This window comes from Paenibacillus sp. MZ03-122A (assembly GCF_024213325.1).
GTDB lineage: Bacteria > Bacillota > Bacilli > Paenibacillales > Paenibacillaceae > Paenibacillus > Paenibacillus polymyxa_B.
This window is the reverse complement of record NZ_JANAVI010000009.1, coordinates 170,158-190,700: the sequence shown is the minus strand read 5'-3', so window position 1 is coordinate 190,700 and position 20,543 is coordinate 170,158. Positions and strand designations below refer to the sequence as shown.

General features: G+C 48.8%; 21 protein-coding genes. 3 read left to right on the top strand and 18 right to left on the bottom strand.

The window, feature by feature from the left end:
- Positions 1-113 precede the first annotated feature (113 nt).
- The 7 genes from NLX74_RS19185 to NLX74_RS19155 all read right to left on the bottom strand — a co-directional run bounded on the left by NLX74_RS19185 (position 114) and on the right by NLX74_RS19155 (position 6,011).
- On the bottom strand, positions 114-848 hold the full coding sequence (locus NLX74_RS19185) for a TerC family protein (protein WP_023987196.1): 735 nt from the start codon (positions 846-848) through the stop codon (positions 114-116).
- Between the two features lie 26 nt (positions 849-874).
- Entirely contained in the window at positions 875-2,143 is a 1,269-nt protein-coding gene (locus NLX74_RS19180; RefSeq protein WP_254329667.1) for a TerD family protein, read from the bottom strand.
- Between the two features lie 102 nt (positions 2,144-2,245).
- The gene (locus NLX74_RS19175; RefSeq protein WP_023987194.1) at positions 2,246-2,827 is read right to left on the bottom strand and encodes a TerD family protein; all 582 of its coding nucleotides are present in this window, start codon (positions 2,825-2,827) and stop codon (positions 2,246-2,248) included.
- A 32-nt stretch (positions 2,828-2,859) separates the two neighbouring features.
- Positions 2,860-3,435 carry a TerD family protein gene (locus NLX74_RS19170; protein WP_044646587.1) on the bottom strand — a complete coding sequence of 192 codons (576 nt, stop codon included), beginning with the start codon at positions 3,433-3,435 and terminating at the stop codon, positions 2,860-2,862.
- A gap of 46 nt (positions 3,436-3,481) precedes the next feature.
- Complete coding sequence (locus NLX74_RS19165) at positions 3,482-4,075, bottom strand: TerD family protein (protein WP_235307414.1); 594 nt, start codon at positions 4,073-4,075, stop codon at positions 3,482-3,484.
- 28 nt (positions 4,076-4,103) lie between these two features.
- Positions 4,104-4,550, bottom strand: a complete 447-nt coding sequence (locus tag NLX74_RS19160) for a tellurite resistance TerB family protein (RefSeq protein WP_013308968.1) — start codon at positions 4,548-4,550, stop codon at positions 4,104-4,106.
- A 429-nt stretch (positions 4,551-4,979) separates the two neighbouring features.
- Positions 4,980-6,011, bottom strand: coding sequence for a WXG100 family type VII secretion target (locus tag NLX74_RS19155; RefSeq protein ID WP_254329666.1), 1,032 nt, complete (start codon positions 6,009-6,011; stop codon positions 4,980-4,982).
- 198 nt (positions 6,012-6,209) lie between these two features.
- Between NLX74_RS19155 and NLX74_RS19150 the strand changes: the two genes are divergently transcribed.
- Positions 6,210-6,992: a Cof-type HAD-IIB family hydrolase gene (locus NLX74_RS19150; protein ID WP_254327137.1), complete on the top strand. Its 783-nt coding sequence runs from the start codon at positions 6,210-6,212 to the stop codon at positions 6,990-6,992.
- A gap of 89 nt (positions 6,993-7,081) precedes the next feature.
- Complete coding sequence (locus NLX74_RS19145) at positions 7,082-7,870, top strand: formate/nitrite transporter family protein (protein ID WP_039272492.1); 789 nt, start codon at positions 7,082-7,084, stop codon at positions 7,868-7,870.
- A gap of 76 nt (positions 7,871-7,946) precedes the next feature.
- On the opposite strand, the gene NLX74_RS19140 is transcribed toward NLX74_RS19145, so the two are convergent.
- Positions 7,947-8,192 (bottom strand): HPr family phosphocarrier protein, encoded by a 246-nt coding sequence (locus NLX74_RS19140; protein ID WP_071639720.1) that lies wholly within the window; start codon positions 8,190-8,192, stop codon positions 7,947-7,949.
- A 90-nt stretch (positions 8,193-8,282) separates the two neighbouring features.
- Positions 8,283-8,750, bottom strand: a complete 468-nt coding sequence (locus NLX74_RS19135; RefSeq protein WP_254329665.1) for an IseA DL-endopeptidase inhibitor family protein — start codon at positions 8,748-8,750, stop codon at positions 8,283-8,285.
- Between NLX74_RS19135 and NLX74_RS19130 the strand changes: the two genes are divergently transcribed.
- Entirely contained in the window at positions 8,728-9,210 is a 483-nt protein-coding gene (locus NLX74_RS19130; RefSeq protein ID WP_254329664.1) for a hypothetical protein, read from the top strand. The genes NLX74_RS19135 and NLX74_RS19130 overlap by 23 nt on opposite strands.
- Before the next feature lie 53 nt (positions 9,211-9,263).
- Here the strand turns inward: NLX74_RS19130 and NLX74_RS19125 are convergent, their stop codons facing one another.
- The 9 genes from NLX74_RS19125 to NLX74_RS19085 form a co-directional block, all read right to left on the bottom strand.
- Positions 9,264-9,497: a YvrJ family protein gene (locus tag NLX74_RS19125; RefSeq protein WP_254329663.1), complete on the bottom strand. Its 234-nt coding sequence runs from the start codon at positions 9,495-9,497 to the stop codon at positions 9,264-9,266.
- 176 nt (positions 9,498-9,673) lie between these two features.
- Complete coding sequence (locus NLX74_RS19120; RefSeq protein ID WP_483311658.1) at positions 9,674-11,539, bottom strand: rhamnogalacturonan lyase; 1,866 nt, start codon at positions 11,537-11,539, stop codon at positions 9,674-9,676.
- Between the two features lie 157 nt (positions 11,540-11,696).
- Positions 11,697-12,254 carry an SLOG family protein gene (locus NLX74_RS19115; RefSeq protein ID WP_039272489.1) on the bottom strand — a complete coding sequence of 186 codons (558 nt, stop codon included), beginning with the start codon at positions 12,252-12,254 and terminating at the stop codon, positions 11,697-11,699.
- Between the two features lie 209 nt (positions 12,255-12,463).
- Positions 12,464-12,805, bottom strand: coding sequence for an iron-sulfur cluster biosynthesis family protein (locus NLX74_RS19110; protein WP_254329662.1), 342 nt, complete (start codon positions 12,803-12,805; stop codon positions 12,464-12,466).
- A gap of 218 nt (positions 12,806-13,023) precedes the next feature.
- Positions 13,024-14,946 carry an IucA/IucC family protein gene (locus tag NLX74_RS19105; protein ID WP_254329661.1) on the bottom strand — a complete coding sequence of 641 codons (1,923 nt, stop codon included), beginning with the start codon at positions 14,944-14,946 and terminating at the stop codon, positions 13,024-13,026.
- Complete coding sequence (locus tag NLX74_RS19100; protein ID WP_254329660.1) at positions 14,906-16,159, bottom strand: type III PLP-dependent enzyme; 1,254 nt, start codon at positions 16,157-16,159, stop codon at positions 14,906-14,908. The genes NLX74_RS19105 and NLX74_RS19100 overlap by 41 nt, the downstream gene beginning before the upstream one ends.
- Complete coding sequence (locus tag NLX74_RS19095) at positions 16,156-16,932, bottom strand: HpcH/HpaI aldolase family protein (RefSeq protein WP_254329659.1); 777 nt, start codon at positions 16,930-16,932, stop codon at positions 16,156-16,158. The genes NLX74_RS19100 and NLX74_RS19095 overlap by 4 nt, the downstream gene beginning before the upstream one ends.
- Positions 16,929-18,713: an IucA/IucC family protein gene (locus NLX74_RS19090; protein ID WP_254329658.1), complete on the bottom strand. Its 1,785-nt coding sequence runs from the start codon at positions 18,711-18,713 to the stop codon at positions 16,929-16,931. The genes NLX74_RS19095 and NLX74_RS19090 overlap by 4 nt, the downstream gene beginning before the upstream one ends.
- The gene (locus NLX74_RS19085; protein WP_254329688.1) at positions 18,701-20,419 is read right to left on the bottom strand and encodes an IucA/IucC family protein; all 1,719 of its coding nucleotides are present in this window, start codon (positions 20,417-20,419) and stop codon (positions 18,701-18,703) included. The genes NLX74_RS19090 and NLX74_RS19085 overlap by 13 nt, the downstream gene beginning before the upstream one ends.
- Positions 20,420-20,543: the final 124 nt, after the last annotated feature.

Sequence of the window (20,543 nt, the reverse complement as noted above, 5' to 3'; positions counted from 1 at the left end):
TTTCAGGGCCCTTCCCCTCCTCTTGCTCTTTCTTGCCTGACTGAAGCCCTGTGCTTCGGGTATAAAAGAAATCCCCCCTTAGTTTCAGGAGGGATTTCGCTATACTTTGTACATTAAGCCTCTTTGTCGGCCTTTTTCTTTCTTTTCGCCGAGCTGATAACCATTGTGCCTACAAAGACAGCAATCAAAATGCCGAAGAATAAAACCTGCGACATATGAAAGCCAAAAGCAGCAGCCAGCATTTTACCCCCGATAATGGCGATCATAATAAAGGCTGTCTGTTCCAGTTCCGGAAATTTATCAATGAGCTTGAGGAACACTTGAGCAACACCACGCATCATCAGAACGCCGAGAATACCACCCAGGAACAGAACCCATACTTTCTCGCTCACACCGAAAGCGGCAATGACGCTGTCAATACTGAAGGCAATATCCATCAGTTCGACCATTAATACGGTTTTCCAAAAAGAAGTAGGTTTGTTTTTCACTTCTCCATCACCTTCGGACTTGAATAAGCCCTTATAAGCGATATAGAGCAGATAAGCCGCACCCAGTACCTTAATCAGGGTGAACTTAATCAGGAATGTACCCAAACCGATAGCCAAGAACCTGAATATATACGCACCCAAAATCCCGTAAAATAAGGCTCTCTTCTGTTGTTCCTTAGGTAAGTGTTTAACCATAACTGCGAGAACCAAGGCGTTATCCGCCGATAAAAGTCCTTCCAGCAAAATGAGAGTTCCTATAATCCCCCAACTCACTGGATCAGTAAGCGTAGCTACAACATCACTCCATGAAAAGAAATGGCCGTAGTTTTCGCTGATATTTTTAAACAAATCATTCAACATGAAAAGAGTGCCTCCGATAATTCAATTTATTTGCTACCCTGCGACCAGCGCATGCCCCAGTTATATGCCCGATCCAACTCACGATGACCGCCATAGAACTGCACGAGTCTTTCAATGCTGAACGTTTCATCGTTTACATTTTGAATCATGGCAATTGCACACATCCCTTTGCGATTGTCATGTTCATTCATGTGAACGATAATGTCCGGCCCATCCTTCTGGTACAGCGTGACTACCCCGTCCGCTTGTGACCAGTTCGTGACTCCTTCATAGATGAAGGTAAACACCAAAATTCGCTTAATTTCAGAAATTTTAGCACCATTAATGCGAAGATTTTCCCCTGTTTTCACAGAGCCTGTACGGTCGTCGCCATCCAAAGCAATGTACGGGAAGCGATCTAGAGAACCGAAAACTTCCCCGAGCGCCTGCACAACGCCTTTATCTCCGTTCTTCATCTCATACAAGCAGCCCAAATCCAGATCGACACCCTTGGAGCCGCGATTGAAAAAGCCCTTGCTTTGCTGCACCTGGTTCCAGTTTAGATTGATCAGGATTTCACCCAATCCGCCTGAGCCTTTTTTCAGGTTGATGGTATCGCCCTTCTTCTTCAGCTCAATTTTCCGCAGATTCAGATTCACCGGTGTTGCAGATGGCTCTGGCTTCGGAGCAGGTGGTACTGGTGGCGGCGTTGGTGCTGGCCGAGGCGCTGGAGACGGAGGTGTAGGCACTGGCGTGGGAGGAGCCGGATTATTTTCCACTTCAATCCCAAAATTAACGCACAACGCATCCAATCCACCGGAAAAGCCTGCGCCAATCGCGTTGAATTTCCATTCCCCGTTATGACGATACAATTCACCAATGACAATCGCCGTTTCCACGGTAAATCCACTGTCCAAATTAAACCGCAAAACCTCTCCGCTAACCGGATGAGCAAAACGAATGAACCCACCTTGAACCTGTCCAAAATTTTGCCGTTTCTGATCCGCATCATAAATCGTCAGCGTAAACGCAATCTTCTCAATATTTGCAGGAATTCGCGTCAGATCAAGGGCAAATTGCTTTTTGTCACCGGACTGTTGTCCGTCTGAATAGGTGATAAAGGGCGTGGTCGGATTGTTATAAAAAATTAAGTCCTCATCGCCCGATACTTTTCCTCCAGGCCCCAGCAAAAATGCCGAAGTATCCAGCTCCAGAGACGCTGGGGACTCCCAGCCAATCCCTACGTTGACATGGGTCAGGCCCGGATTTGTTTTCGTCAAATCCGCCTTCTGTCCCTTTACTACGATAACAGCCATGATTGTGTCACCTTTCTGTCGGTTTGTCATGTGCCAGCGTACGCTAATGTAATAGCTTAAAAAGAAAGGGTAGCGCCCTATGGACACCACCCCAAGTGGATATTATTGAGCGTCCAAGCCATAGTTTTTAGCAAGCGCACCCAATCCACCAGCAAAGCCACTACCGATAGCCTGGAATTTCCAGTCCGCATTCTGACGGTAAAATTCACAGAATACGACGGCCGTTTCGGTGGAGAAATCTTCTCCCAAATCGTAGCGCAGCACTTCACGATCTGTTGCCGCATCTACCACACGTACAAAAGCATTGGACACTTGACCAAAGTTTTGCGCGCGAGCCTCGTAATCATAAATGGTAACCGTGATCCCGATACGGTGGATGTTCGCAGGAATCTTCGAGAAATCAACGATGATTTGCTCGTCATCCCCATCGCCCTCACCTGTGCGGTTATCGCCCGTATGAGTAACCGATCCTGCTCCGCCTGTCGGGTTATTGTAAAATACAAAATCATCCGCTGCTTTGGCTTTACCGTCTTCATAAAGTAGGAAAGCCGAAGCATCCAGGTCAAAGTCTGCGCCACCACTGTATTTATTCGTATCCCATCCAAGACCTACAACGACACGAGTCAAGCCGGGATTCGTTTTGGTCAGATCAATACGTTGTCCTTTGGAAAGGCTAATGGTCATTCCGCATACCTGCTTTCGTTGTATAGATTTTTTTATGCCAAACCGTAATCGCGCGTCAATCCTGCGAGACCATCTTGGTAGCCGCTACCAATGGCATTGAACTTCCACTCACCGCTATGACGATACAGTTCGCCTACAACAACGCCTGTTTCGATCGAGAAATCTTCTCCCAGATCAAAGCGGATCAATTCTTCATTGTTTGCTTCGTTTACGATACGAGCATAAGCACGGGACACTTGTCCAAAGTTTTGGCTGCGTTCTTGTGCTTCATAGATTGTAATCGTAAAAGCGATCTTTTCAACGTTAGCTGGCACGCTACCCAAATCAATTTTAATTTGCTCGTCATCTCCGTCGCCATCACCTGTGCGGTTATCCCCTGTATGAACGACAGAACCGTTCTCATTTTGTGGGTTATTAAAAAAGACAAAGTTCTTATCGGATTCTACTTTACCTTCCGCATTAGCCAAAAATACGGATACGTCCAGGTCAAAATCTTTACCACCATCATATTTGTTTGTGTCCCAACCGAGACCAACCGTGATTTTGGACAAACCTGGATTTGTTTTCGTCAAATCAATTTTTTGACCTTTGGATAAGTTAATTGCCATGAGTAAGAACCCCTTTTCACATTAAGTTTTGTATGAGCAACTAAAATTACATATAACGCTGAGCCAGCACATCAATATGTACGGCATGGGTTCCTTCACCGATTGCAGCAAACTTCCATTCGTTGTTATGACGATAGAGTTCTCCACAGACCAGTGCGGTCAGCCCCTCATAATTATCAGATAAATTAAACGTCACCAGTTCCTTGGAATTAGCACCATCCAGAATACGGATATACGCCTTCTCGATCATGCCGAAATCCTGTTTCCGGTTTACGCAATCATATATATTCACAACCACAAGCACTTTGTCGACATTGGCAGGAATACGTGCCAGGTCAATCGCAATTTGTTCATCATCACCGTCGCCTTGTCCGGTCAGATTATCACCGGAATGCACGACAGAGCCGCATGGACTTTTTTTATTGTGGAAACATATTACATTGTCCGACTGAGTCAGTTTCCCGTTTGCGTCCAGCAAAATGGCAGAAGCATCACAATCAATGTTCGGTTGCTTCTTGATGCCAAAAAATCCTTTGGACTGCACTGGGTCCCATCCCAATCCAGCTATAACCTTGGTTAGTCCTGTGTTGCCTTTGGTCAAATCAATTTTCTGGCCCTTGACCAGATTAATTACAGCCACTGATTAACACACCTCCCTTCCGTAAAATTTACAGACTAAATTCAGACGGATTCAAACCAAGCGCGCCGCAAATCTCAGCCACAATTCGCTGCTCATTGGCATCAAAGTCACCATCAGCTGCACCAATGGCACTACATACGCCAACGACGAGTCGGCCTACTTCAGGCTTGCCATTCAATTTACCAATCGCCTTCAGTGCTTCCTGCTTACCGATTTGAGGTGAAAATTCAAAGTTCGCTACATAGTGATTGAAACGGTTGATGACCTCACCCATATCAAACACTTTCAATTCTTCACTGATATTTATGTATCCGGCCATTTTTGTTTTCTCTTCCGGACTAATCGTACCGTCAGCAAATGCTACTAATGCACAGCCTGCAACAACAGCTTCCATAAAATCTTTATTCTTAAACTTCTTAACTTGGTCTCCAAGTCCTTTTTTAGTTGTATTCAACCAATTTTTAAATGTACTCATGTTTCCCTCCACAATTACGTATTTGGGTAAAGGCATCCTAGTTAATTTCTTCCTTTACTATAACCTGAATTACGATCTTTTTCTACAATAATATACAAAAATACGGTAAATCCGATCTATTTATTATTGGTATCCTCTCTATCTTTAGCCCTATTTTCTACATAAAACTCTCTCCTCCATCATCCATCATTTAGTACCCCAATTGCAAGTCTGTGAAATGGTAGAGTTGATAGAAAGGCACAGCCTTCCGATTTAGCAGAAGCACTGTGCCTCTCACCAACTCCGAAAAAATTGGTAAACAAAAAAATCTACAGACTTCTCCAGCTAGCGAGTTGACAGTTTCCAACTGCCGCTCACCTGTTCCAGAAAAAAAGACTGTAGATTTTATAGATACTCCTATTCACGTTATCATCGTTCACAGCTCACGACCTAGTTATAATCCTCCCAATAGCGATACTCCATTTCATTCTCACCCTTGGTGACAACGACCATATTTTCAATATGTCCCGTTTCTTTATCCGTTCGGTAGATCATGGTCCGGGTTTCGCCCTCATCGGGTACAGAGAAAAGTACTTTGTCACTGAGCATGCCGCCACCAATGCCGACGACGTGTTCCCCCCAGCCGGAGGCTACGCCAGAACCGAGGCCCGAACCTGCTCCACTAACACCAGCCCCACGCGACAAAATAAGACCTATTCCATATCCGGTGACGGTCTGGGCCGTTTTACCTAGAGCGTGCTCTCCGGAGGATTGGGTATGCTTCTGGACCCAGTAATCGTATTTATCCGTATTTTGCTCGTAACTCACAACATTCCCTTTTTTATCTATAGATATATCCGTCTTGCTTCCGTCTTTACCTGTCAGTTCGGTGACGGCGACAAGGGAATCGGATGTGATCTTGGAGGTTTCTCCTGTATTGTAATCTGTACGGGTAACTGAGTCTTCATATTGCAGCCGCAGGACATTCATCTGATCGTGAATTTTCTGCATAACCTGCTTGTCGCCGATGGCCTCGGCGTTTTTCAGTAGTTCCTCATATTGATGATATTTATCCGCGTCTGCCTGATCCCATTCGTCTATGTTTTTTGGAGGCTTGGCGATATCTCCACCATGATTCCCAGCCTCTCGACTGCCCGCCAGCGCTGCGCTAGCGTTCATCGCCGCTGCCAAGGCCGTCCAGAAGCCACGTGTGCTTTCACCATCCACATTTCTAAACTTCGAAGCGATGCTTTTCAGCTCAATTTCAATGGATTGAACCTTATTTAATACAGAAGAAAGTGTATATTTAGCCGTACGATAGTCATTATAAAAACGGTTCCTCTCCATACCATCCCACTGGCTGTGAAGGCTGTTCATTGTGCTATCCAGGCCGTTTAACTGGTTATACAGTGTGCCGTGGGCATTGGCAAATTGGGAAGCCACGCTGTCCAGCTGCTCCGGTGTGACTTGGATTTTTGTCATGGTGATCACATCCCATCTAAGAAAATAGGAGATAGAAATTATATTTTACAGTAATCCTTATTTCATATTGTAAGCTATAGAGGTCGGACATTCATGAGGATTTATACGTATTTGTGTATTCAGAAGCAGTTCCTTTGATATAATGAATCCATATGAGTTCATTTCGACAATACATTATTGAAAGTCAGGTGTATGGACATGTCAGACAAAAAAATTATCTTTTTTGATATCGACGGTACGTTACTGGACGATGACAAGAAAATGCCGTTAACGGCAGAAAAGGCCGTCTTTGCTTTGAAAGAGCTGGGACATGAGGTGGCCATCGCAACAGGCCGTGCGCCTTTTATGTTCAAAGATATTCGCGAGCAGTTAGAAATTGATTCCTACGTTAGCTTTAATGGGCAATATGTCGTGCTTCGCGGGGAAGTGGTCGCTACCAATCCGCTGAACAGAGAAGCGTTGCAAGCGATGACCGATCTGGCTCTCACACATAATCATGCTCTCGTATACATGGATCATATGGACATGAAGGCCAATATTCCTAACGATGAGCTTGTGGAGAGATCGGTCCAAACGCTGAAGGCCAAGATTTCGGTTGGATACGATCCGCTCTATTTCCAAGGAAGAGATATTTATCAGACGCTGTTGATGTGTACAGCAGAAGAAGAGCCTTTCTATGAAGCGGTATTCAAGGCGTTTGACTTTGTGCGCTGGCATCCGAGTTCTGTGGACGTTGTTCCTCATTCTGGCTCCAAAGCGAAGGGCATCCGCGAAATTACGTCCAGACTGGGCATTGCCGATGAAAATCAATACGCCTTTGGCGATGGTTTAAATGATGTGGAGATGCTGACAGCTATACATAACAGCGTCGCGATGGGCAACGGCTGTGATGAAGCCAAAGCCGCAGCTAAAATGGTCACAAAACGCGCAGATGAAGACGGTATTTTGTACGGACTGCAAAAACTTGGTTTGTTAAGCTAACAGGATTGCTGACAGACTGGACATGTTTCGGAAAAAATAAAGTCTGTTTAAAGACTTACATATGAGAAAATAGGAGGTTGTCCTTAAATATGGAGACGGAAGGCTTACGCAATGTCGAACAGCTAGCCATGAAGAAGTACAAAATTTACAAGCAGAGCCTACTCCGGTATTTGGCACGTTCCATGCTGGCGAGTATGTTCATCGGGTTCGGCGTTATTGTAGCCTTCAAGACGGGCAACTTTTTTTACATGGAGCATTCTCCATTCACTTATCCCATGGCGGCACTCACGTTCGGAGCGGCCATCATTCTGATCGCTTACGGCGGCGGGGATTTGTTTACAGGTAACACCTTCTATTACACTTATGCTGCGCTCCGTAAAAAGCTGCGCTGGGGGCAGGTGCTTCGATTATGGGCTGCCAGCTATGGCGGTAATTTGCTGGGTGCGGGGGTATTTGCGCTCCTTATTTACTTGACCGGGCTGTTTGACTCCTCCAGCGTGAACAGCTTTCTACTGAGCGTGGTTGAGCATAAAATGGAAGCGCCTGCAATGCAGCTATTCTTCCGAGCTATTTTGTGTAATTGGCTGGTCTGTCTTGCCTTTTTTGTTCCAATGTTTATGAAGGAAAATGGCGCAAAGATGTTCGCCATGATGCTGTTTGTGTTCTGCTTTTTCATTTCGGGATATGAGCATAGTGTGGCTAATATGTGTACTTTCGCCATTGCGCTCGTGCTGGATCATCCGGGTACGGTTTCTGTCGCTGGTGTGATCCATAATCTCGTTCCGGTCACGCTCGGAAATCTGGTTGGTGGCGTGCTGCTTATGGGGGTTATGTACTATTCGGTGAATCTCCCGTTTTTAGACGAGGAAGAACACTAAAAAAAGAAGCCGTGGGACTTAGGTTCCACGGCTTCTTTGCGTTATTTTAGTAATAGAGCAGGTGCTTTCTTGCCTTTTATTCTTCTTGAGCAGGAAAATGGATAAATTCCTCCAACTCCTTGAACAGCTTCTTGGGATTAACATTGTCAGGTACAACCAGAGTTAGCGGTTCATCCAGCTTCAGCACATACATGCCTAAAATGGATTTGGCATCTGCCATGCCGCTTTTGCCATGAATCCAGATGTCATAGGTATAATTCGAAACGATTTGATTGATTTTTTCAATATCCTTAACGTCTTTTACCTTAATGGGTGTCATCATTGCACAGCACTCCCCTGTATTGAATTAGGGCTTACGAAACAAGCCTTAACATCACATTACCCCATATGAAGCCTGTTGCAAAATCTTAATTTAGAAAATGACATGCGGTGCGGAGCTGATTTTCCAGTAGTTGCCGACCTTTTCAAAATTCACGGTGATTTTCGCATTCGCCTGCTTGGTTTCTGCCGGATAAGGCACGGTCAGCAGATAGCTGCGCTTCACCGGAGTCATGGTCACCATTTTCGCCGTAGCCCGGTTGAACTCTAGCAAATTGCCACCATCTGCGTTCAACTGAGCTAGTCTGCCGTTGACTTCAACGAAAAATTTGCCGACAAATTGCTCACTGGCCTGTTTGGTATAGGCCTGCGTCAAATAGCTGATCAGCTTGGTCTTCGTGCCGATATCCTCGGACAGATAGCGGTAGCTTTTACCGTTCAACTGGAACGACTCACCCACCGGGCTGCCACCACTGATCGCATACTGATAACGAGACTGCGCCTCCAGCACAAGCGGAACCGCACTCTCGTGATTCAGCTTGTCCAGCTGCGTCGGTTTCACGCTGGAAGCCGCGGCTGCTGGCGCCGAAGTGGACGGCTGTTGCGGCTTAGACGGCTTCACAGTCGACGGTACGGACGGAGCAGCCGCTGGCGCTACCGATGTAGATGGACGCTGTGCTGGTGCAGACGGAGCTGCGGGTGTAGCGGCTTTGGCAGAACCTGCGGCTGCGGCCGGGGTCGAGGCGGCTGGAACCGACGGCGCTTGCGCCGGGGCTGGCATCGTAGCCGGCGCAGACGCTGCGGGTGCTGGCACCTGGGCTGGGACGGATGCGGCCGGACTGGCCACGCTCGGTTGCGTCGCTTCCGCTGGAGCGGTCACGGCGGGCGCGGCAGCGGCGGCCTGCGCCACGCTCATAAGTGTGGCCGCAATGCATAGTGCGGATAGCTTCGTATTTATTTTCATACTCATATACACCTCCATAATCATATGTCTGCATAAACTGCACACGTTTCTATTATAAGAATTTCGCTTCTCGATTGGGTTGCTAAATTGTTTCTATTTGCCTTTTTTTGTTCATTCTGCACGAAGTTTGTCCGTATTTGCCGGGGACGGTTGTTCTGACTGTTTCAACTGCTTTGCCTCCATCTCTTCCAAGGATAGCGACAGTTGCTTAACAGATCGGTCCAGCTCCTCCAATCTGCGACTCAAAGTGACAAGGATGTATTTTAACAGAATCAGACTTAATGCAGCAGGGAATCCGACATTAGTTACGAGCTCGATCATGGCTTCAGTCGTTAAAGAACTCACCGATTCCGCCTCCTTTTTCATACATATGTTCCATCAATAAGAACTAATGTTCCCGTTTTTTTTGGAAAGCATACGTTATCTTGTGGGCTGTCATGACAAAAAGAGCTCCAATTAGCTTGGAGCCCTCTCTGTTCTTGTTCATTCTACCTGCTTTCAGACCACTACCGAACGACATATCAAGGAGTATATATATTCGGCTGCTGGGGCTTGGACATCCCTTCTCCCAGATAAAACCCGGTGTGCGGCGGCTGATTATAAGCTACGTTCTGCCAGGCAACACTCAGGCGATACACTGGATCATGCATAAGCGTGTAGAATCGGTGTTCTGACTCGTATGGTGTTGTGTAGATACGCAGCGCCGAATTATCACCTTTGCGCCAAATGACTTCCTCACGCCAGTCACCGAACAGATCGGCCTGCAAGGACGGCGTTCCTTTGGTTCCGTTATTGGAACTCGTTCCTGTTGCCGTTAGCAAGTTGGAAGTAGTCGAGTTCGTATAGTTCCACTTGTCTATTTTTCCATCGCTTGATGAGGTATGATCCAGCAGTTCACGGAGGAGATCCCCATCCCACCAGATGCCAAAATTAATGGATGACGGTAGCGTGTTGGTAATGAGCTGTCCCTTGGCTGAACGCAAACCAATACCCGGTGCCCACTGCTCATTCCCTTTAGTCCGCGGGTCAATGTCTGCCGACATGCCTCTTCCGGTATCCTTGCCTGTATTTACGCCCCATAAAATATTTCCATTACGCGGGTCGTACATGGCAGCTCCGTAGGTGGCATTTTTGTCCTCGTTCACCTTGAACACTTCATAACCTGAACGGTCGGGGTCCAGATCGCCAACATGAAGTGCATCTCCATGTCCCATCCCCGTGTTAGCCAGCTTCGCTCCGTTATCGTCTACAACCAGCGAGCCATACACGATCTCATCCTTATCATCTCCATCCACATCCGCCACGCTCAAACTGTGGTTCCCCTGTCCAGCCGTTCCAGCATTGGTGGAGCTGTTGCTGTCAAAGGTCCAGCGTCGGCTCAGGTTGCCGTTCCGCCAATCATATGCGACCAGAACGGTGCGGGTGTAATAACCACGTGCCATCACAATGCTGGGTCTCACGCCATCCAGATAAGCAACCCCGGCGAGAAAACGATCTACACGGTTACCATAATTATCTCCCCAGCTCGATACCGTTCCGCGCGGTGGCACATAGTCAATCGTACTAAGAGCCTTGCCTGTATCACCTGAGAACACAGTTAGAAACTCGGGACCTTTTAAAATATATCCGCTCGTGTTTCGATGATCAGCCGAAGCATCGCCAATCTTTACACCTGTACCATCTACCGTGCCGTCTGCTGTTTTACATACGATCTCTGCTTTGCCATCTCCATCAAAATCGTAGACGAGAAATTGTGTGTAGTGGGCTCCAGCCCGTATGTTCCGTCCCAGGTCGATCCGCCATTTGCGTGTTCCATCCAGCTCGTAGCCATCCAAAAATACATTTCCCGTATAACCGGATTGCGAATTATCCTTGGCATTGGAAGGGTCCCATTTTAACACAATCTCATACTCGCCATCTCCATCGAGATCCCCTACGCTGGCATCATTGGCGTGGTACGTGTAGTTCACATTATCCGGGGTTGTGCCTCCCGCGGGCTGCTGGATCGGAACATCCAGATAGTTGTTGTTCCATACCTTCACCGCAGGAGAAGCGGCCTGCTCTGCTCCATTGACCACGGCACGAACGGTATACGAAGATGAGGTCGTACCTGCCTTGTCCAAAAAGTTGGTTCTCGATGTAATCGGCGCATCGTTCACCTTGCTTGTCCCTCTGTACAAATTAAAGCCGACCGAATCCGCTTCCGTGCCCAGCAAGCGCCAGCTCACCAGTACACCCTCAGGCACCTTAACAGCGACGGCTCCACGGTTTAGCTTTTCCATTTGCCTCGTAGAGGCAGCAGAGACCTGGCTATCCATCGGGGTGACCACTCCACTCAACATGACACCGAGGCAGAGCAACGCAGCATATCGAAACCTTTTGTTCATCTGAATCATTAGCTCCTTTCATGGTTTGTATTTTCAATAAATTTATTTTATGTGACTGATAAGTTATTGTTGTTTAAATCTTATGATAGCGCTTACATAAATGTAAAGGGACGAGCACGTCCTTTTTGTTCAAAAATCCGGGCTAATGCTTTAAAAATCAGAGGTCCATGAATAATCGTTCTTCATCCGCGATGCTCTGGATATCCTCCGAGCTGATGCTGATATACTGATAGCCCTCTGCCTGTTGTTTTTTCAATGCCAGTTCCTTCATAAAACGTGGGCTGCCCTCTCCGGCATCCTCATCGTAAACAAGCAATAAACCGTCTGTTTTGCGGAAAAGAAGTTCATCCCGTGCTTTAAGTTGCCATATCCCCTGATAAGGCTGGCGGCTGACTACTCCCACATAGTCAACTTCGGCACAAATCTGCTGAAAATATTCCTTTTTGTCCTCTTTCCATTTCTCTTCCATATTTTGATAAGCCATCATAATAGAGCATTTCAGGTGGGGATATTGCTGTTTTAGTGCAGTAACGACCTCACAGGCCCACAAATCCACCCCGTATTGACCGGGGGTAATCACCCATTCCAGCCCTTCTTCAATCAGGGGAATAAGCCTGCCTGCAATCGCCTTTTTAATATATGGAATGCCTTCGTGCTTCTGACTGAAAATATTCAGCTCATGGGCACGATAGCCCGAAACGAGCAAGTTTTTCATCTTCTCAACGTCCTTCTCCGATTATCATAAAGGTTATTGTACCACTTCAGAGCAGCCCACTAAACACTTCGTTTTTTGGAGGAACGAATTGTATATAACGCAAAAGACGAACCTCTTCCAATTGGACTGGATCAGGTTCGTCTTTTGGAGTTTGGTGCTAGTTCTGAATGGATGGTTTACCCATCGCTATTATCCTTTTCCATTCCATATCACTCCTCAGACGATTTTATGCGGACATCTTTAATTCTAATGTTGCTACTAAACATACCGGCATCACTGCTTAGCTTGAATGACGGGTAACTAGGGTCTGCCTCAAGCCGCATTCTGCTATCGAACTGCTGCTCCTGCTGCTGATCTACCCAAAAAGAATAAGGCTCAGATTGAACTACTTTATCAGTTGCATTCGGTGTAGTGACAACCAAGATGACGAGTACGCCATTGCATCCACAATCCTCGGTGTCATAAAACAACTTGAACATTCCCGGTCGTCCTGAAAGGGCCAATTCTAGTCTTTCAACGGACAAGGAATCCAATTCTAAATGTATGCTCATGAGATGAATTCTCTCCTTTGTAAATGAGATGTTTGGAACCGTCAGCTCCATAAAGACTAAATTTTAACTATGTGTTCATTATAGTCATGTTTTTGTATGTGTCTATGTGACTGCACTCACTGCTATCAATGAACTCTTACCTAAAAAAGGCAACCCGATTACACCGGGTCACCTCCGTCATCGCTCACCCTATCTAAACTAACATTCTAGCCACAACTCTATCCTTTGTAAAAAGGATTATGACCTGTGCCTTTGCCCGATGGCATCGCCCCAGGCACCCCGTCCGCTTCAAGCAGCGGACGGACAATGAGCTTCACCGGCCATTCCCTGCTCTCGAATACCGCTTGGAACAGCTCGGCCCGGTCAGCTTCGGGAAGCGGCACCACCCGTAGCGCTTCCTTCCACGCCTGCTCGGTAATATCCCATAACTTCGCTTCCGGGATAGGATACACCTCGCTTAGCGCTTCCATAATTGCAGCCAGGTTCACCTGCGTGCCCAGCGACTGCACGTAGAAGATCAGCTTGCGGATCGTCTCATTATACAAGCTGTTCGAGTATCCTGGCCGGATATGATAACCTGGATCCGCAATGCCGTGTTTGTCCAGATACGGCTGATGCAAACGTACGGAATCGTGGTCACGGAATAACAGGCCGTTCACCTGTCCGTCCCGCAGGACCACGCAGCAGTTCTGACCGTGAATTTCAGGTACAACGCCTACCTTGAACAGCCGCATCACCACATCATAGAATAACGCCGTCAGATCGGTGTAGAATTCTATAACCTCTTCACTGGTTAACGCTCTGCCCAGCAGGTCGGATAACATATGGCGACCTTCCAGCGTCACCCCAAGCGCAGCCATGGGAATGACCTGCACACCTTCTTCCAGCAACTTTGGCGGATAGATGCGAATCTGGGCGGCCAGATGGCGAGGATGATCATCGAACAATCCCATGGATTCCGGCATGTATCCCCACCAGTTCCGTTCCTCGCAGAGCCACACTTTACCTGTGAGCGATTCATCACAGGCCACCGCCTGTCGTAATATCTTCTCCCCAGCCAAACCATTCAGCAGCTTCACCACCGGGAGATAGCGGGCGGCCCCGAGAGACAACACACTGACCGGAAGCTTGAGCATCTGTGTGGATTCCTCCATCGGAGCCATCGAGCGCAGGGACGATGTCGCCTGCACCTCTCCCAATTCGATATCCAGTACAATGATGGTGCCGTCCGCGATCTCTCCAGTAAAACGCGGCAAGATGATATGCTCCATCTGCCATGGATGTACTGGCATGGGCATGTATTCTTGCAGATTCAGGCCTTTCCGGGCCAATTCTGCTTCCAGCCTGCTCCGCTGTTCTTCATCCAGTACATCCAGTGTGGACAGCCCTTCCCCACATCCCTGTTGTACGGCATCCCAACGCACCGCCACCCATCGCAGCGGGATCTCCTTCCTGAATTCCGCTGCATACCGGGCCACATCCGCTTCTGTGAATCCCACCTTGGCCTTAGAGGTGGGGTGAAATGGACGATCTCGTAGCGCTGCAACCTGCTCTCCCTTGATAAACCAATCGTAGGCATTGAACGGAACTTGTTCTCCCAGCCCTTGCACTTGCTGGAGTCCCAGTGCCAATTGCTCGGTGGCTATTTCCACGCCTGCCAAGAATTCCGCAACCCCGGGATGCGCGTATGCTTCATCGGAAAGCGTCATCCGAAGCACAGCCTGTCCTACGACTGCTGGAGATTCAAGAAGCTTCCAGCCTCCATCCGGTGTCTCTCCATAGACAGGTGAACCTTGTACCCATTGATATCCCTGCCTTTTTCCTGCTTCCACCAGAAACAAAATCCCTTTCAGATGCAACATAAGCTGTCCACTATGCCTACCTGTTCCATTCTCATCCTGCTTATCCTTGCCTGCGACATTGCCGTCGAGTCCGTCAGCTATTCTTCGTCCACTCTGCGGAGGACCTCCATTACCATCCCCCAGAAACATTCGGCGGAACGGTTCTGGTGAAGTAGAGAGTTCAATGAACGGATGCCCTTCCAGCGGAAGCAATTGCTCGGCCAGAAATGCATTGATCAGATCCTCCATAATCCGCCGCTCAGCGTCTTGCAGACTGGCACGCTTCATCACTGTTGACATGGTTGTCGTCCTCCGTCAAATAATGGAATGCCGGGTGCGGATGACCCAGAAAATCATGATGCGAGATGGTCCAGCAATAGGCTCCCGACTTCTCGAACACAACAACATCGCCTACACATAGCCGCTCTACTTCCGCATCTGAATGCATACGATCCTTGGGTGTGCATAGTTCTCCGACCACGTGAACTTTGTTGTCCCGTACCTCTGGTCTTGCAAACGAATGTCCCCAACGGTCCGTAGACATAATGTGAAATGGATGGTTGTGTCCCCATGATGCGGGCAGACGATTATGATGTGTACCTCCTCTTAACACGGCAAAATGCTGACCATGCGATGTTTTGATATCCGTAACCTCTGCCGCATAATAACCGTGGTCAGCGACAAGCATGCGACCCGGCTCGAAATACAACTGTATGCCGCGTGAAGCAAGGCGCCCTCTAGCTTCACTTCGCTCAATCAGGGATGTGAACAGGGACCAGTCGAACCCGGGGCTACCATCATATGTGACACCAAACCCGCCTCCAGCGTTAATTACTTCAAGATGCAGGTCATATGCCTGCTGCCACATCTCCGCCTTTTGCAAATACAGCTCGATCATCTCGGCGTGCAGTCTTGCGTCCACATTGTTCGATAACGAGTGAAAATGAAATCCGCATAAATGCACCGAACCCGCACCTTCCTCACGAATGACCCGGACTGCTTCCTCCACGCTCTCCTCATCCATGCCGAATGGACTCGGACCACCGCCCATTACAATCCGGGTCCGTGGCAATGTGCTACTTCTCAGATTGATCCGCAGCAGAATGCGAACTTCCTCTCCTCTCCTTGTAGCAATGGCGATGACACGCCGCAGTTCCAGCAGGCTCTCCACATGAATAAAACGCACCTTATGCTCGATAGCCTGCTTCAACTCATTCTCCTTTTTCCCCGGACCACCAAACAGGATTGGAACCTCGCTACTTACGCTCCTCACCTTGAGCAACTCGCCAATGGAAGCTACCTCGAACCCGTGAACCCAGGGCAGCAAAGCCTCAATAATTCGAGAATCGGGATTGGCCTTTATGGCATAGAACAACCGTATGCCTCCGGGCAGCGTGTGCAGCATGTGACGGACCTGCTTCTGAATACCAGCCAGATCGTAGACATAAGCACATACCGGGTCTTCACTATCTCTTTGCAGTTCATGGATCATATTCCATACGCTTGATTTCATATCAGTCCACCCGCATTTCCATAGTCATTCCGTTTCTGTTCGTACGCCCGAAAAGCCGTATTCCGGTCATCGCCCAACACGTATATGTATACCCCCCGTTCCGCCCACAGCGCCATGCCTTCCTTGCTTCTGGCCACCGTTGCATACGGTACCTGGCACTGCTTCGCGGCTTCATGTAATGCACCTAGCGAACGTTGCACGTCTGGATGTTCCGTCTGCCACGGTACGCCAAGTGATTGCGACAGGTCTGCCGCCCCCTCTAGGACCCAGCTCACCTGGGGATGAGATAGAATGCTCGCACTTTGCCGGACGCCCTCCACACTTTCGATCATCGGTACAACCATCACCTGTTCATTCGCTTCCTGAATATACCCAGTGAGTGGATACTTGCCGAATACCCCCGGACGCCCACTGTTCAGACTCCGCATGCCAAGCGGATGATAATACGCATGACGAACCGCTTCCTCCACCTGCTCCCGCTGTTCCACATGAGGTATGACGATGCCTTGTGCGCCGCAGTCCAATACCTTTAGAATCTCTGCTCGCTCTACCTTCGAGATGCGTACCAGCGGGGTCATCCCTGCCAGTTCCGCAGCACGAACCAGCTCTTCCACCGATTCCATATTCGTTGCGGCATGTTCCAGGTCGATAATTACAAAATCATACTCCGCATGTCCAATCATCTCGATGATGACCGGATGCGGGATAGAAACAAAAAGGCCGAACACCGGCTGTTTACGTTCAATTTTCTCCTTCAGCGTGTTGGTTCTCATCCGAAAACGTCCTTCGCCAACTTCAACGGATTGCTGACCTTACGGAAATACAGCTCTCCGTCCCCATACAGGCGGCGCTTGGTCATCTCTTCAATCAGCGCATCCTCGGCAAAAAGATCAAACCACTCGAACCGCTCCTCATACTCTGGATGCTCCCGCTGGTAGTCCATAATCGTAGCCGCGCACAGTTGCCAGAACGCTTCTTCCGTCAGACCGAACTTCTCCAGCGTCAGCGCAATATCCGTCATGCAGATAAAAAAGAACGCATCATACGTATAGTCCCGGACTTCCGACACATCACTTGCGTAGATAAAGGAATACCGATTGAACTTGCGATGGATCTCCGGTTCGGGGTGCAGCTTCGGGGCTCTTTCTGGGTTCAGCAACTTCTCGGGTACATAGCGGACACCATCGTGAAGATCCTTGATGATGATCCGTTTCGGTAGTTCATTTTCCAGCACCAGAATGATATTCTGGGCATGCGATTCCAGCGCAATGCCGTGTGCATAGAGCAGATGAATAATGGGTAGCGATACCGTTCGAACGAGGGCTTCACTCCACTTCTGAATGCCATGACGCTCAACTGCACCCTGGATAAACGGTACCCCGTTCGACTGTACTAGCATAAGTGCATTTAAGGGCCAAGCTGTCTCGCCTTCTTGCAGATGAACAGATACATTTTCACGCCAGATCGCCCCGATTGTGCCATACGCTCGTCCATACTGGATTGCAGGCAAGTTCTCGTACCGGAGCGAGAGTCCCATGATTTCTTTCAGAATGGCAAACTGTTCCCGTTGCAGCAACTCATCCTCCCGAATCAGTGCTTCCAGCCAGTCGCTGATCAGCGGTGCGTTCTGGGTCGTGTGTTGTGCGAGAATACGTGTACTGGACGTATTGGTAATACTCAGTGCCAGCTTGAGATAAGGCGCTTCTGGATTCATTCGGTTCGACAGGGAACGAATGGACTGCTGGGCGCGATAAGCTGATGCCGAAGGGCCGAGAAAAACGATATCTCTGTTCATTCGTTGCCGGGCAAATACCGATTCCAGCTGGTGTTCCCATTGCCATGGATGAACAGGAATGAATATATAGCGATTCCCCTCAGTGTCTTCCGACTGAAGCACCCGATCAAATCGGCTGATATCCGCCTCTGTGAGATGTTGCCTCACCAACTGTTCTGACGTGTAGCCTGTGGAGAGAGCCGTTTGCACAAGTTCTTCTTTCACGGCAATCCAGAATACGGTCACATCCGAGTTAAACTCTGGACCGTAAGCAAGATTGTCTTTTAGGGTGAAGCCAAGCCTCGACTTGTAGCTTGGATGGTAGAGATGACCGTCGCTCATATGGCTTTCGAGGGCATCATAGTGTCGGTCTTTATCCGGAATCTTCTCAGGCAGCAAAGCCCGGCACTGACTGTCCTTCGCCATCGTCTCCAGCAATTCCTGAATGAAGGCCGTCACATTCGCACCCTCCAGAAGGTTCAGTACCATTTCCTCCAGAAACAGATCCAGATCAGTGCAGGGCACGCCCTCTCTTCGAATCGAGCCCTTCGCCACCTTCACTCGGCCAAATGAAAATTTCTGCTCTGCCTCACAGCTGTATGCCACAGCCTGCCCTGACGTATTCCGCCCCACAGTGCGCCATTCGTTCCCATCCACCTTACAGTCAAGGATACCCTCGAACCACATGGCTTCCAGCGTCTGCCGCATGATCCGTTCCTGTACATCCGTGTATACTGCCGTCTTGTGACCTTTCTCAGCCCTGTACCCTATGAACCCCACGTCACTTCACTCCCTATTCGGTTCATTATATTGCTCACCGGCACATACGCCGGGGTCTGACTGATCCCCCTGAGACAGCTCACCAGATTTTGTTTCGCCAGAAAACTGTCCGCGGTCAGCAAATGCTGCACATATACGTTTCCAGTTCGGTCTAGTTCCTTCACCAGCACTTCGCGGACCTTTGTCCAGAAATGCTCCTCCGGTACGTTCACATCCCTTGCCATCGCATGAATGAGGGAACCCAAATGATTGATGATAAAGTAATAGGATGTCCTCGCCCAAGCCTTGTCCCGTGGATAAAACAACAATCTAGAGGGATCGGTATCCACCTCATGCATCAGCTCCTCATCGACACTGACTCCTTCCAAGTCACGCACGATAAATGCCTCAGGCATTCCGTCTCTTAGCGTCACGAGAGTATTTTGCAAATGAGCTTCAAAGTGAATGCCTCGCTCTCCGGCCGCTCGTACAATGGGCAGCAAAGACAAGGTCAGATAACGTGCAAACCAGTGCTCGGCTTCAGCACGTACGCCACCCAGCATCGTCATGAGTCGTGATTGCATTCCCGGCAAGGGAGCTTCTACCAGACTCGACAGGACATAAGTACATTCCGGGTCAAACTCAATCGGTCTGTATGCGACAGTAAACAAACTCGTTAATTCTTCCTCCTGAAAATCACAAGTGGCTACACCTGTCTCATAGGCAATCTGCGTATGCTGATCTGCACCGAAGCAATTCTGCTGCCTGACGTACCTGGAGGCGTCCAGCGTCCTTCGCATCTGCTCCGCACTATTGGTGCGAATCATGTTGGTAATCTGTATGTTCAGCGACAGCTTGATATTGCAATTTAGCTCTGGAATATAGACGGTGCGTACCGAGGAGGTTGGGTAGGCCTTCGGTCCACAGCTGCCTATCGGAATGAGTTTCTTGTCCAGAATATACTGCTGGACCTCGGACAAGCTCAACACGTACGTATACTGCCAGGGATGGACAGGCAGCAGTTCATACTCATCCCCATGCTCACCGCACTCCGCTTCCCAAGCTTGTTCCACATGCCCGTGCAGGCTGGCATGCAGATTGATCCTGGTGGGATCATCTACCCATTCCTGCCTGTATACATCCTTCCTCACAGCAACGTAACAGAGTTGGAACGAGGTACGCAGTTCCGGGCTGTACATCCGTACGTCGTGTTCAGTGAAACCTTTGGAGTTTTTTGGAAACGGGTGAAAGGGATGACCATACACCAGAGACTGTTCGGAAGTACAGTAATCATACATGCCAAGTCCAGCAGCCTGCTCGATATACAGCACAAGATTATTCACGCTGTTATCTACCTTTTCCACAAAATCACGCACAGCAGCCGCACGGGTCAACCCACCTTGCTCATGCCGACTGTTTCCATACGCCGTGTCTTCACTCAGCTCCCGGGTGATCCAGCGAACCAGGTCCTGATAATGCACCGCTTGCCCGTGAAGCTGTTGTATGTTTCGGTACTCATGCTCACCCATAGCCGAGTAATACGCGAATTGTCCGGTTATCGTCACCCCGCTGGCCTGAAAAGCAACTGCGTACGTCATCGCATCTGGATTAATCCGAATGTCGCCTTCCTTCTCCACCGCAAGCTCCCGGAGATAACAATTGAGCAGCAGCTTACAAGAGTGTACATTCGCCTGCTGCTCTGCTTCAGACCTGAGCCTGTTTTCCATCTCGAACAATGTTGCCAACCTTCTTTCGGGTTATAAATAAAACGAGGGACAAGGCCAACAGGATGGCACAGCCGAGAGCCTACTAACCTCTTTCAGTGCCGCCCATCGGGCCATATTCGCTGGT

What these genes read in the sequence shown, in the direction of transcription:
- NLX74_RS19175 (WP_023987194.1), bottom strand. Translation starts at nt 2,827, where the DNA reads ATGACCATTAGCCTTTCCAAAGGACAACGTATTGATCTGACCAAAACG.
- NLX74_RS19150 (WP_254327137.1), top strand. Translation starts at nt 6,210, where the DNA reads ATGTCAGACAAAAAAATTATCTTTTTTGATATCGACGGTACGTTACTG.
- NLX74_RS19085 (WP_254329688.1), bottom strand. Translation starts at nt 20,419, where the DNA reads ATGGAAAACAGGCTCAGGTCTGAAGCAGAGCAGCAGGCGAATGTACAC.
- NLX74_RS19160 (WP_013308968.1), bottom strand. Translation starts at nt 4,550, where the DNA reads ATGAGTACATTTAAAAATTGGTTGAATACAACTAAAAAAGGACTTGGA.
- NLX74_RS19180 (WP_254329667.1), bottom strand. Translation starts at nt 2,143, where the DNA reads ATGGCTGTTATCGTAGTAAAGGGACAGAAGGCGGATTTGACGAAAACA.
- NLX74_RS19145 (WP_039272492.1), top strand. Translation starts at nt 7,082, where the DNA reads ATGGAGACGGAAGGCTTACGCAATGTCGAACAGCTAGCCATGAAGAAG.
- NLX74_RS19115 (WP_039272489.1), bottom strand. Translation starts at nt 12,254, where the DNA reads ATGAAAAACTTGCTCGTTTCGGGCTATCGTGCCCATGAGCTGAATATT.
- NLX74_RS19105 (WP_254329661.1), bottom strand. Translation starts at nt 14,946, where the DNA reads ATGTCAACAGTGATGAAGCGTGCCAGTCTGCAAGACGCTGAGCGGCGG.
- NLX74_RS19100 (WP_254329660.1), bottom strand. Translation starts at nt 16,159, where the DNA reads ATGAAATCAAGCGTATGGAATATGATCCATGAACTGCAAAGAGATAGT.
- NLX74_RS19095 (WP_254329659.1), bottom strand. Translation starts at nt 16,932, where the DNA reads ATGAGAACCAACACGCTGAAGGAGAAAATTGAACGTAAACAGCCGGTG.
- NLX74_RS19110 (WP_254329662.1), bottom strand. Translation starts at nt 12,805, where the DNA reads ATGAGCATACATTTAGAATTGGATTCCTTGTCCGTTGAAAGACTAGAA.
- NLX74_RS19185 (WP_023987196.1), bottom strand. Translation starts at nt 848, where the DNA reads ATGTTGAATGATTTGTTTAAAAATATCAGCGAAAACTACGGCCATTTC.
- NLX74_RS19170 (WP_044646587.1), bottom strand. Translation starts at nt 3,435, where the DNA reads ATGGCAATTAACTTATCCAAAGGTCAAAAAATTGATTTGACGAAAACA.
- NLX74_RS19120 (WP_483311658.1), bottom strand. Translation starts at nt 11,539, where the DNA reads ATGAACAAAAGGTTTCGATATGCTGCGTTGCTCTGCCTCGGTGTCATG.
- NLX74_RS19155 (WP_254329666.1), bottom strand. Translation starts at nt 6,011, where the DNA reads ATGACAAAAATCCAAGTCACACCGGAGCAGCTGGACAGCGTGGCTTCC.
- NLX74_RS19140 (WP_071639720.1), bottom strand. Translation starts at nt 8,192, where the DNA reads ATGATGACACCCATTAAGGTAAAAGACGTTAAGGATATTGAAAAAATC.